Raw genomic sequence first — 12,543 nt, forward strand, 5'->3', positions numbered from 1 at the left:
TCATTATAATTAATGATGCTTTTTTTGTTTTTTGAGATATTAATTATTCTCTAATTTGGTTTTTAAATTTTCCAGACCTTTTTGTAAATCGTTTCCAATCATTTGGTCCATTTTCATCATAGGTAGCATAATGTTCATCGGGTAGGGAATAACACCATTAATTCCCCATTTTACTTTAGTCTGATTTCCTGCAACGGATTCTGTAGACATAAATCCTACTGCAGTATCATCCATTGGCTTTTTAAAACGAAGTGCAAAATCAATTCGTTTCCCTTCGGTTATATTAGTAATTTCCTGTTCGCCAACTCCAACTTCCTTAACATTGCTTTCCCAGGCAGATTTGGAGCCAACTGCACCGTCAGTTCCGGTATATGTTGATTTCATTTTTGGATCGATATTCGCCCAGACACTAAATTCGTTTTGGTTTTTTAAAGATCTCACATATTTAAAAACAGTGTCAACTGGTTTATTAATGGTAATTTCTCTTTCAACAGCATAATTTTTCGGCATAAAATAAGCCGCTATTAATACAATTGCAAGAATAAAAATCAGGATAATCAGAATTCTTTTAATGATTTTCATAATAATTGGTTTTAAGGTTATCAATTGGTTTTTTGTGGGTAAGTTAAAGCATAATTTACTTGTTTTAATGAACTTAGGTCTTTGTAAAGTTAAAAAACTATAGATTGAAATTTATCAAATTCAATTTTTTTTGAAGATTTTTTCTATTAATTTCAATTTTACTGTAACATTTTCGATTTAATCGCGTCTATTGTATGGAAGCTGTGAATGAGGTAACATAAATTTTAAGTTCAACCGGCATTTATTAATCGAATGTTAAGAATTAGTTAAAACATGGTACTTTGTTATACATAATACATCAAATAGAATTACATTTACAAAGAATTTAAATAACATCATTAATCAATCAACAAATAACAATCAATCATTATGAAAAATTCAATCATTTACCTAGGAGTTGCTTTAGTAGCATTTGCAAATGTTTCAACAGCATCAAATCAAAAATCATTTGTAAAACCACAAATGGAAGTAGCATACGATTTTACAAGCCCGTTAACTGTAGCGGTTAGTAAAGGAGATCTTGACTTTGTAAAAAAGTTAATTGAATACGGAGCAGATGTAAACGAGATTTCTGAGGATCTTTCACCATTAATGATCGCAGCTCGTTACAACAAAGTTGATATCTTAAAAGTTTTATTGGCAAGCGGAGCAAATCCAAGTTCTAAAAACGAAAAAGGTTTTACAGCTTTAAAATATGCACAGTTATCAAATGCAACTGAAGCTATTGCGATATTAAAAGATTTAAAATAAGAGTTTAAATCGAGTTTTTGAGTTAGTATATGTAAACGACCTTCCTTGAGCAGAAGGTCGTTTTTCATTTCTATACTTTTTGTTTTAAGCATATATTCTTTTTATGCTTCTAAAAATATCTGTAAGGAATACCATTAAAAAAAGCACCATTAAATAATGATGCTTTTTTCGTTAAAACCTAATCAAATTAATTTAACCAATTAATCTATCTTCAATTTCTTTATTCTATTGGTATATGTTTTCTGCGGTTGAATACCCAAAAGATAATTGGGAAAACCAAAAGAGTTAATATCGTTGCTGTGATTAATCCTCCAATGATTACAATTGCCAATGGTTTTTGCGATTCTGATCCAATTCCTGTAGAAATTGCAGCCGGCATTAAACCTATCGACGCCATAAGCGCCGTCATGACTACTGCTCTTGTTCTGGCTTTTACACCCATAAAAATAGATTCTTCAAGGGTGAATTTTGCTTTTAAGTTGTGATGGAATTCAGAGATCAGGATTACTCCGTTTTGTATACAGATTCCCAGTAAGGCAATAAAACCAACACCTGCAGAAATTCCAAAATTCATTCTGGTAAGATGTAAGGCGATAATTCCTCCAATAACTGCAAACGGAACATTTGCCAGAACTAACAGAGAGTCTTTGATATTTCCGAATAAAATAAACAGTAAAACAAATATTCCTATTAAACTTATTGGTACTACCTGAGCTAAACGGGCACTGGCACGAACCTGATTTTCAAATTCACCTGTCCAGCCCACTGTATATCCGGTTGGCATTTTCATTTTGGCTACTTTTGCCTGTGCTTCTGCAATTGTACTTCCTAAATCCCTGTCACGAACTGAGAATTTAACTCCAATAAAACGTTTTGTATTATCCCTGTAAATAAATGCCGGTCCAGTAATTGTTTTTAAGTCGCAAATTTCTTTTAACGGAATTTTGATTCCGCTAATAGTGGGTACTTTTAGTTCGGCAATGTCATTTTCATCTTTACGATATTCTTTAGAAAAACGAACACGCACATCAAATTTTTTGTCATCTTCATATTTTTGAGTGGCAGTTTTTCCTCCAAAAGCCAATTCTAAAACTGCCTGAGCATCACTTAATGTAACTCCGTAAGCGGCCATTTTGTCTCTGTCTAAAACTACACTAATTTCAGGTTGCCCTACGTTTCTTAAGATTCCGACATCTTTAATACCCGGAATGTTCCTTATTTGTGCTAAAACTTCATTTGATAATTCGTCCAGTTTATCCAGATCATCACCATAAATTTTAACGGCATTAGAGGCTTTAAAACCAGCCACAGATTCAGCAACGTTATCAATTACAGGTTGTGAGTAATTATAGGTAATTCCCTGATGAACTTTTAGTTTTTCATCCATTTGATTAATTAAATCATCCATAGAAATCTTTCGTTTCCATTCAGATTTTGGTTTCAAATCCACCTGAAGCTGTATAAAACCAAAACCATTTGGGTCTGTTCCGTCATTACTTCGTCCTGTTTGCGACAGCACTTTTTTTACTTCAGGAAAACTTTCGAGATCTTTCCTTATTATTGCTGCAGTTTTAACACTCTCGGGCAATGATGTACTCATTGGCAGCTCGGCGGTTACCCATAAAGCCCCTTCGTTTAATTGGGGTAAAAACTCAGTTCCTAAAAATGTAGCCGAAAAGAAAACAACTGCCAGAAGTGAAATAGAACCAATAAGGGTTTGTACTTTATGTTTAAAGGTCCAGGCAAAACTTTTGCTTACAATTCTGTCCCAGAAATTAACAAACGGATTGTTTTTTTCTTTTACATTTTTATTTAAAAGAATGTGTGATAATACAGGAACCAATGTCAGAGTAAAAAGTAATGCTCCCATTAACGCAAACCCTAAAGTATAGGCAAGAGGAGAGAACATTTTTCCTTCTACTTTCTGAAAAGAGAATATAGGTAATAAGGCTGTAATAATGATTAATTTAGAGAAGAAAATAGCTTTACCCATTTCGGCTCCGGTCTTTTTGATCAGGCTGCCTTTTGCAATTTTATTATAAGCCTCCATTCCTAATTGATGTGCCCTGTGATCTAAGACGACAAACAATCCTTCGACCATAACCACAGCACCATCGATAATAATCCCGAAATCGACTGCACCTAAACTCAGTAAGTTGGCACTCATTCCCATCATTTTCAAACATAAAAACGCAAAAAGTAAGGATAACGGAATAACGATTGAAACGGTAAAAGTAGTTCTCCAGTCGGCCATGAAAAGAAACACGACACAGGTAACCAGAATAATTCCTTCGAATAAATTGTGCATTACGGTTTCGGTCGTGAAATTCATTAGATTATCACGATCGTAAAAAGTCTCCAGTTTGATATCTTTGGGAAGAATGTTATCGTTTAAGTCTTTTATTTTTGCTTTTATTAATGCCAGTGTTTCCTGAGGATTTTCACCTTTTCGCATTACAATAATCCCCTCAACAACGTCATCATTATTGGCTAAACCGGTTTGTCCAACTCTTGGCATGGCACTTTCGTAAACGGTTGCTAAATTTTTGACTAAAATTGGGTTTCCCTTGGCATCGTCTACAATAATATTTTCAATATCCTGAATAGATTTAAGCAGACCAACTCCACGAACGACAAAAGCCTGTCCGTTTTTTTCAATAATATCTCCACCAACATTTAGGTTTCCTCCATTTACGGCATTATAAACCTGAAGCGGCGTGATGTTATATTTGGCTAATTTTATAGGGTCAACTCCAACTTCATAAGTTTTGGTTTGCCCACCAAAAACATTTAAATCTGCAACACCCGGAACAGAGCGAAGCTGTTTGTCGATTACCCAGTTTTGATAAGTTAATAATTCTCGACTATCTCTGCTGTTACTTTTTACAATATACCTGAAAATTTCTCCTGTAGGTCCATATGGTGGCTGAACATCCGGTTCTACATCATCAGGAAGCGAAACATTCTTCAAAAGATTGTTTACCTGTAATCGTGCAAAAGTGTCATCGACTCCATCATCAAAAATAATTTTGATCACAGATAAACCAAACATCGTAATACTACGAACACTAGTCTTTTTTTGCACCGAGTTCATAGAAATCTCAATAGGAGAGGTTACAAAACGTTCTACTTCTTCGGCACTTTTTCCGTTCCATTGTGTAATGATGATAATTTGTGTATTCGTTACATCCGGAAAAGCATCAATTGGCATGTTTTTGAAAGAAATGAATCCTGCAACAGCCAATATTCCCACCCAGAAAAAGGTAAACGCTTTGTTCTTAAGGGAAAAAGCAATAATGTTTCTTATGAATTTGTTCATTTTAAAAAGTATTTTTAATGATGAATTTTTATTTTATAATTATGATGCTTTTATTTTAAGCATAAATATTTTTATTGATGTGGTGCCTTAGAACTCTGTATGAAAACGGAGAGCCAAAAACTGAACCGGACCACGGTCTTTATTATACGCCGGATTCATAGCAAACTGATAATCCGGAGAAAGCGTGATTTTGGTATTAGGAACTAAAAAGGAATAAAAAACTTCTACAATTTGTTCTGTTCCGTAATTTAAAGTCCCGTCGCCAATCATAAATCCATCTCCTCCCAGCTTTTGATATTCTTTATGTGGGTTTGACAGTCCATTGGCAACTAAAGCAATACCAGCAAAATCATCTTTTCGGTTCCACATTTTTCCTTTGAGATTAATCCCCAATTGTGCCGATTTATCAATTTCTGTAAATGCCCAGGTTTCATTCTTTCCGTCATTGTAACTCATTCTGGCAAAAAGTCCCCAGTTATCACCATGTGTATAATCCATGTTTAAACCGATTCCGTATTTTGTACGACCACTTTTTCGGGTGCTCTTAATATCCGGAATTGTTGTAAAACTTGTGTTTGCTTCATCGTAATTCCCCATTCCTGCTATATTTCGAAATCCTAATAATTTAATAGTACTCGTATCATTGTTATTAAAAACGATTTGTTTTTCAATTTCTACGTTTACAGCATTAGAGTCTTTAAAATTAAACTCGACGTTTGGTCCATTAGCATAAGTTGGCAAAGCACTTAAGGAAGCTCTAACCTGCCAGCTGTCAAATTGATAATTGGCATATAATCCGTCTGTATATCCTCGGGTATTTGCTGCATAATCCCAGGCACCATGTGTCATTAATGACCAGTTCATAAATTGAGTTCTGGGATCATGAGAATAGTTGTTATTATCGAAATAATCTGCTAATCCGAATTTTCCAAAAACCAATTGTAACGATTTATTGTTTTTAAACTGAAACTTTTGTTCTAACAGCATTCTTGCGACATAAACAACAGGTTTGGGATCTCCAATTCTAAACGTTTCTCCATTAGGAAAACCTCCTAATCCTCTGGCTTGCGATAAACCTTCTCCTCCTGACATTTCAGGATTAAAAGTAACAGTTGCTCCTTTCCAGAGCGGAACATCTAAATACAATGTTGATGTTAAAGATAAAGCTCCTTCTTCTTTTGGATCCATACTGTTTGTTCCTGAATATTTAGCATGAAAGTTAGGATGATACTGGTATATAGACGTCATTTGAAATCTCAGGCTATATTTTCGTATCGAATCTGTTTCTTGTGAAAATGCAAATGCCGAGATAAATAACGCTGCAAAACTCAATATGTTTACAGGTTTTTCCATTTCATTTATTCGTTTAAAGCGCGATAAATAAATAACTGATTATTGGTAATGACTTTTTCGTTTTCTTTTAATCCTTTAGAAATATATGTGATATCTCCCACAACTCTGTATACATCTACTTGTCTTGTTTCGATATTGTTACGATCTTTAAATATCATGACAAAGTTTTTACTTTTATCAAACACAATTGCTTTACTTGGTACAGCTATCATAGATTCGCCTTCGCTGTATGATAGTTTTATATTAGCGTTCATATCCGGTTTTAGCATATAACCTGGATTTTCCAGTTTTATACGTGCCTGCATTGCTTTGGTTTCAGGATCAATAACATTGAAGATTTTGTCAACTTTTCCTTTAAAAACTTTATCAGGATAGCTTAATGTGGTTACATCTGCATCGATTCCTAATTTTACTTTATTAATGTCGATTTCATTAATATTGGCTAATGCCCAAACTTCGCTGATTTCTGCAATATCAAAAATGTTTTCAGAACGGTCGCTTCTTAAAAGCATATCCTGATTGATGCTTTTTTGAATGATAAAACCACTAATAGGAGCAGTAACTTCGTAGATTGATCCTGCTTTGATATTGTATATTTTATAAGTTTCCTGAACTTTACTTAATTGTGATTGTGCTTTATTTACTTCTGATTTTGCCTGTAGGACATCGCTTTCAGAATTTAACTTCCCATCAAATAATTCCTGAGCTACTTTTAAATGATTTTTTGCTACCAATAGATCATTTTTAGCATCAATAGACTGCTTTTCGAAATCAGCAATATCAGTACTTTTTATGGTAGCTAAAACTTGACCTTTACGAACGTAATCTCCTAATTCAACATTTACTTTGATTACATTTCCTCCTACAAGCGGGTAAACATCAATCATTTTATTGTTGTCAGCAGTAATTTTTCCGTAAAAACTCAGTACATTTTTTACAGGTTCTGTTTTTGCTTCTGCTGTGGAAGTTGTTTTTAGCATCGCATCGCTTAAAACAAAAGAAGTATTTGTCTGAGGGTTTTCAACTTCTTTTTTGCAGCTTGTGATTGATAAACTCACGAGAGCAATTCCTATAATTAGTGTATATTTCATTTTATTTAGTTTTAGAATAAGTCTTTGTTGATGGTACTATTTAATTCTTCGCCTGAAAGGACTACTTTTTTCTTTAATTCATTTACCTGAATAGAAGCCTGATTGTAACTTTCCATAAAATCAGTAAATTCTAATAAACTGATATTTCTTTTTTGAAAGTTGGTTAAGATTCCGTTATAAACGGCTTCAAAGTCTGAGTTAACAGTAGGTTTTATGACTACATAGTTTTTACGGGATTCTTCCCATTTGTTCCATGCCGAAGTAATCTCGGTTTGCAGTTGCAAATCAAAATTTTGTTTTTCAATTTTTGATTGTTCTAAAATCGTTTGTGCATATTTAATGTTCCCTTTGTTTTTGTTCCAGAGTGGTAAAGGGATTCCAAGAGTTAAATTGGCTTCTTTATTAAATGCTCCGCCTCGCTGATCGTATGTTGCACCAACGGTGATATCAGGAATAGAAAGCGATTTTTGCCATTTTACATTGATTTCGTTTGCTTCAATATCTTTTTGTTTCGACAAGTAATCCGGACGATTTGCAATGGCTTCATCCTGAAAAGTTTTAAGATCAAACGGAATAACTTTGATATAACGGTTAAACTCTTCTTTAGAAACTTCCGGGACTATATTCTCAGCAGAATTTAATAATAGTTTTAAATTGGCCTGCTCTTCGATATTATCATTGACTACTTCCATACGCTCATTTTTGAAGTTGAGATACAATGATTGTAAACGTACCACATCCCTCAAAGGAATATTTCCTTTTTGAGCCTGAACAGTATAGGAATTAATTAAATCCTCAATATGTACAAGTTGTCTGTCTGTTGTTTCAAGACTTTTGGTGTTGTAATAAACCGTAAAAAAACTTTTTCGGAGTTGTAGTTTTAATGTCCTTAATAAGTCATTAAATTGTAATTCTGCCAGTTTCTCATTAGCCTGAGCTAATTTTACTTCATTGCGTTTTTTTCCGCCCAGATAAATTAATTGCTCAATACCAAATGTTTTTTGTCCTTCTTTTCCAATATCAAAATATTGATTTCGATCAGGATTGTAAGCATTTAATTCTGCAGTAATAGATGGATTGTCCCAAATTTTAGCCTGAATGGTAAGCGCTTTTGATGCATCGATATTGTATTGCGATGCAAGTAAAAAAAGGTTATTTTTTAGAAATTGGCTTTCACAGTCTTGAAGAGTAACTGTCTTTTGAGCCAAAACTACCGGACCTAAAAGTACAAGTAGGAATGTACATAGTTTTCTCATGGTATTTTTTTATTTTACACAAATATGCTATCAGCAGACTTTAATACTCCTTAAAATCTACCTTAAAAATACCTTAAAATAATTTATAAACGAAAAAATAATTGAAATAAATTCGTGTTAATGTTTGGTACACTGTAAGTTATTGTGGCGTTGTGTAGTGTTAAAATACGCTGAACTATACGTAATCCAAGGCCGAAACCAGATGTTCCTTTTGAATTTTCGCCACGCATAAAGGGTTGAAAAAGATTTTTTTGCTCGTTTTCGTTTAGTGTATTTCCAGTATTTGATACAGAAATAATCAGGTCATTATTTTTTGTACTTATTTTTACTCTTGCCTGTTTGTTATTTGAATATACACAGGCATTTTTAAGCACGTTACTGAGAGCCACTTCTAATAATTTTTTATTACCTCTAACTTCGAGTGCAGTATCTAAGTCTTCATTTTCTTCCATTTCAAATAAAATGGTAAAGTCAGGAAAACTTCTTTTTAATTTCTCTATTGCTGAGAAAAGAATTTCATCCATTCTGTGAAACTCATTGTTCTCATATTTTTTATTATCCAGTTTGGATAGAATCAATAGTGAATTAATCAACTCTGTTAATTGATTGATATCGTTTAGAATTATTTTTAAAAAAGTCTGACCCTTAATCGATGTATTAGGATCTAAAACCATATTCTCTATTTGAGACGTAATTCTGGATAATGGTGTCCGAAGTTCATGAGAGGCATTTGCGGTGAATTCTTTTTGTTTTTGATAGGAAACTTCAATACGGTCCATCATAAAATTAAATTCGTTGGCAATCAAATCGATTTCATTATTTCGGCTTTTTGATTCTAAACGTGTATCGAGGTTGTTTTCGTTAATATCTCTGATCCTTTGATGAAAAGTACTTAAAGGGCTCATTACTTTTTTGATGGTAAAAGAAGTTAATATCCAGCAAAGACAGGTAAAAAAGAGATAAGAGGCAACAAGTGTGTAGCGTAAAAAAAGGAGTTTTCGTTTACCGTAATTATCAGAAGCAGAAATTAAGGCATAAAAATCCTGATTGTTATTATGGTAGTAAACGCCATAAACTTCATGGTCTTCTTCTTGTTTAAAAAAACTGTTGTTTTCTTTTAGAAATTTTAAATCCTCTACAGACCAGTTTATTTTGGTGTCATCAATACTGCTATAAATGAGTTTATAATTCGAATCGAATATTAATGTTTTTTCGTCATAGAGTTCATTAATAGAGTTTTGATCAATTAACTTTAAAAGCTGATTGTCTACTTCTTTAACATCTACCAAAAGTTTGATATTCGAATATGCTTTTATTTCCAGACGATCCCTAAATTCTTCTTTTCTAAAATTAGAATATAAAAAGAAAATAACGGTAGATGCCAACCCAAAAAGGATTGTAAACAGCAAACTGACTAAAAGTGATATTCGGTTTTTTAATGTCATTCGCGATCGCTCAAATAATATCCATAACCAATTTTGGTTCGAATGAGTTTTGTGTCGTGGTTTTTATCTATCTTTTTTCTAAGGAAATTGATGTAGACTTCAATCGTGTTCTGATTGGTTTCGATATGATAATCCCACAGTTTTTCGGCTATAAATTGTTTCGATAGTATTTTTCCTTTGGCATGAGCCAAAATCAAAATTAATTTAAATTCTTTTGGAGTAAGCTTAATTTCTTTACCTGAACGATATACTTTCATTTCTGTTTCGAAAATTTCAAGATCCTGAACAATAATCTTTTTTTCAACTTGTTGCGGGATTTCTTTTCGTCTCAGTAATGAAGAAATTCTGGCGTATAATTCCTGAAAATGAAATGGCTTAACGAGATAATCATCTGCACCATTATCAAACGAAGCCAGTTTATCATCAATCTCACTAAAAGCGGTAAGCATGATAATAGGCGTTTTTTTATCAATTTCACGAATCCCTTTACAAACATCTATTCCGTTTATTCCGGGAACATTTATATCCAGAATGATTAAATCATATTCATACGGAAAATATTTTTTTAATAATAAAGCGCCATCATAGTAGGGGAAACACTCGAATTCTTTTGAAGCAAAGAATACTGAGATCTCTTTTGATAAAGTAAAATCGTCTTCGAGTAATAGTATTTTCATTTAATTGTTTATTGGCAAATTCGGTCATTTTTATAAATAACCGAATTGGCATTTTTTAAAACTTCTTTTTATTTAAAATAAGAAAAAGTTTCGTTATTTTCAATTTTCAGTAGAGATTCATAAATCAATTGTATCACATTTTCTACATCTTCTCTCTGAACCATTTCTACTGTGGTATGCATATATCGCAACGGTAAAGAAATCAATGCTGATGCTACACCGCCATTACTGTATGCAAAAGCATCAGTATCAGTTCCTGTAGCTCTTGACGTAGCGTGACGCTGAAACGGAATTTTCTTTTCCTCTGCAGTATCAACAATCAGATCACGTAATTTATTTTGTACGGCCGGAGCATAAGCAATTACTGGACCTTTTCCCATTTTAAGATCACCTTCAACTTTTTTGTCAATCATTGGGGTAGTGGTATCATGGCAAACATCTGTTACAATAGCAACGTTTGGTTTTATGGTTTGTGCAATCATTTCGGCACCACGTAAACCAATTTCTTCCTGAACTGAATTTACAATATAAAGACCAAACGGAAGTGTTTTTTTATTTTCATGTAATAAACGTGCAACTTCTGCAATCATAAAACCACCCATTCTGTTATCGATAGCACGGCAAACAAATTTATTTTCGTTTAAAATCATAAATTCATCCGGATAGGTAATAACGCAACCCACATGAACACCCATTGCTTCAACTTGTTCTTTGGTTTCGCAGCCTAAATCAATAAATATATTGCTAATTTTTGGTGTTTCTTCTTTATCACGCAAACGGGTATGAATTGCCGGCCATCCAAAAACGCCATTTACAATACCTTTTTTGGTGTGAATGTGAACTCTTTTCGAAGGTGCAATCTGATGATCAGAACCCCCGTTTCTTATTACATACAGCAAACCATCATCAGTAATATAATTTACATACCATGAAATTTCATCAGCATGCCCCTCAATAACAACTTTAAAAGGCGCATCAGGATTGATTACTCCAACAGCCGTTCCGTAAGTATCCGTGATAAAAGTATTTACATATGGTTTTAAATAATTCATCCAAAGTTTTTGCCCTTCACTTTCATAACCTGTAGGTGAGGCGTTATTAAGATAGCTTTCCAGGAAAGCAATAGAGGTATCTTTTAAGATAGATTCTGTACTCATAAAAATATTTTTTTGCTAATTTATAAATTTGGTATTAGAGTTGTGTATAAATATATAATTTTACACTTAAATTATGATTCGATGAGATTTACTTACTGTATTTTATTCTTTGCATTGATTTCGTTTTCTGCTCAGGCTCAGGTAAAGCCAAAAGAAAACCAGCAAATGGGTTATATATTGACGGAACAGGATTCTATTTTAAACGATACAATCGAGTTACCTGAAATAATTATTTCAAAAGAAAAATTAGATCCCGAAAGTCAGAAACAATTTCTGATCCTTCAAAATCGGGTCTATAAAGTATATCCTTATGCAAAATTAGCCGCAGATCGTCTGACGGCTTTGAATCAGGGAATGGCCCGATTGAAAACCAATCGTGAAAAGAAAAAATACTTTAAGATTGTTGAAGATTATCTTAATAATGAATTTGAAGACAGGCTTAAAAAATTATCCCGAAAACAGGGACAGATTTTAGTGAAACTGGTCCACAGACAAACCGGAATTACAACTTATGAATTAATAAAAACTTTAAAAAGTGGTTTTAAAGCATTTGTTTCGAATACCACAGCTAACTTATTTGATATTACTTTAAAAGCAGAATATAAACCTTTTGAATCTAATGAAGATTATTTGATAGAGACTATTCTTCTTCGGGCATTTGAGTCTGGTCGACTGGTAAATCAAAAGCCGGCTAACCCAATTAATTATGACGAATTAATGACTCATTGGGAAGAAAAAGCAAAGCAGCAAAAATCTGCAAATTAAAACTCTTCGTTGTTACAAAAAAAAGACCCACAAATTATTTGTGGGTCTTTTTTTTTATGGGAATATTCTTGGTTTGATCATTAAATTGTAAATATAAGAATTAACTTATTATTTTATTTAATTCATGCATTTGATCGACAAATAAAAA

10 protein-coding genes are annotated in these 12,543 nt (G+C 33.0%); 2 read left to right on the plus strand and 8 right to left on the minus strand.

Going from position 1 to position 12,543, the window contains the following annotated elements; translation table 11 throughout:
• Window positions 1-39: 39 nt before the first annotated feature.
• Complete coding sequence (locus A4F88_RS00700; protein WP_068840626.1) at window positions 40-582, minus strand: SRPBCC family protein; 543 nt, start codon at window positions 580-582, stop codon at window positions 40-42.
• A 369-nt stretch (window positions 583-951) separates the two neighbouring features.
• Here A4F88_RS00700 and A4F88_RS00705 point away from each other — a divergent pair, with 369 nt between their 5' ends.
• Complete coding sequence (locus tag A4F88_RS00705; RefSeq protein WP_068840627.1) at window positions 952-1,332, plus strand: ankyrin repeat domain-containing protein; 381 nt, start codon at window positions 952-954, stop codon at window positions 1,330-1,332.
• Window positions 1,333-1,552: 220 nt separating this feature from the next.
• Here A4F88_RS00705 and A4F88_RS00710 read toward each other — a convergent pair whose 3' ends face one another.
• The 7 genes from A4F88_RS00710 to A4F88_RS00740 form a co-directional block, all read right to left on the minus strand.
• On the minus strand, window positions 1,553-4,651 hold the full coding sequence (locus A4F88_RS00710; RefSeq protein WP_068840628.1) for an efflux RND transporter permease subunit: 3,099 nt from the start codon (window positions 4,649-4,651) through the stop codon (window positions 1,553-1,555).
• A gap of 87 nt (window positions 4,652-4,738) precedes the next feature.
• A complete protein-coding gene (locus tag A4F88_RS00715; protein ID WP_068840629.1) occupies window positions 4,739-6,004 on the minus strand; it encodes a carbohydrate porin in 1,266 nt (421 codons plus the stop codon).
• 5 nt (window positions 6,005-6,009) lie between these two features.
• Window positions 6,010-7,095 (minus strand): efflux RND transporter periplasmic adaptor subunit, encoded by a 1,086-nt coding sequence (locus A4F88_RS00720; protein ID WP_068840630.1) that lies wholly within the window; start codon window positions 7,093-7,095, stop codon window positions 6,010-6,012.
• Window positions 7,096-7,106: 11 nt separating this feature from the next.
• Window positions 7,107-8,351 carry a TolC family protein gene (locus tag A4F88_RS00725; protein WP_068840631.1) on the minus strand — a complete coding sequence of 415 codons (1,245 nt, stop codon included), beginning with the start codon at window positions 8,349-8,351 and terminating at the stop codon, window positions 7,107-7,109.
• Between the two features lie 83 nt (window positions 8,352-8,434).
• Window positions 8,435-9,796, minus strand: a complete 1,362-nt coding sequence (locus A4F88_RS00730; protein ID WP_068840632.1) for a sensor histidine kinase — start codon at window positions 9,794-9,796, stop codon at window positions 8,435-8,437.
• Complete coding sequence (locus tag A4F88_RS00735; protein WP_068840633.1) at window positions 9,793-10,473, minus strand: response regulator transcription factor; 681 nt, start codon at window positions 10,471-10,473, stop codon at window positions 9,793-9,795. Before A4F88_RS00735 ends, A4F88_RS00730 begins: the two co-directional genes overlap by 4 nt.
• A 68-nt stretch (window positions 10,474-10,541) precedes the next feature.
• Window positions 10,542-11,630: a M42 family metallopeptidase gene (locus tag A4F88_RS00740; protein WP_068840634.1), complete on the minus strand. Its 1,089-nt coding sequence runs from the start codon at window positions 11,628-11,630 to the stop codon at window positions 10,542-10,544.
• Between the two features lie 81 nt (window positions 11,631-11,711).
• Between A4F88_RS00740 and A4F88_RS00745 the strand changes: the two genes are divergently transcribed.
• Window positions 11,712-12,395 carry a DUF4294 domain-containing protein gene (locus A4F88_RS00745; RefSeq protein ID WP_068840635.1) on the plus strand — a complete coding sequence of 228 codons (684 nt, stop codon included), beginning with the start codon at window positions 11,712-11,714 and terminating at the stop codon, window positions 12,393-12,395.
• Window positions 12,396-12,543 lie beyond the last annotated feature (148 nt).

Source organism: Flavobacterium chilense, from assembly GCF_001602525.1.
GTDB classification, from domain to species: domain Bacteria; phylum Bacteroidota; class Bacteroidia; order Flavobacteriales; family Flavobacteriaceae; genus Flavobacterium; species Flavobacterium chilense.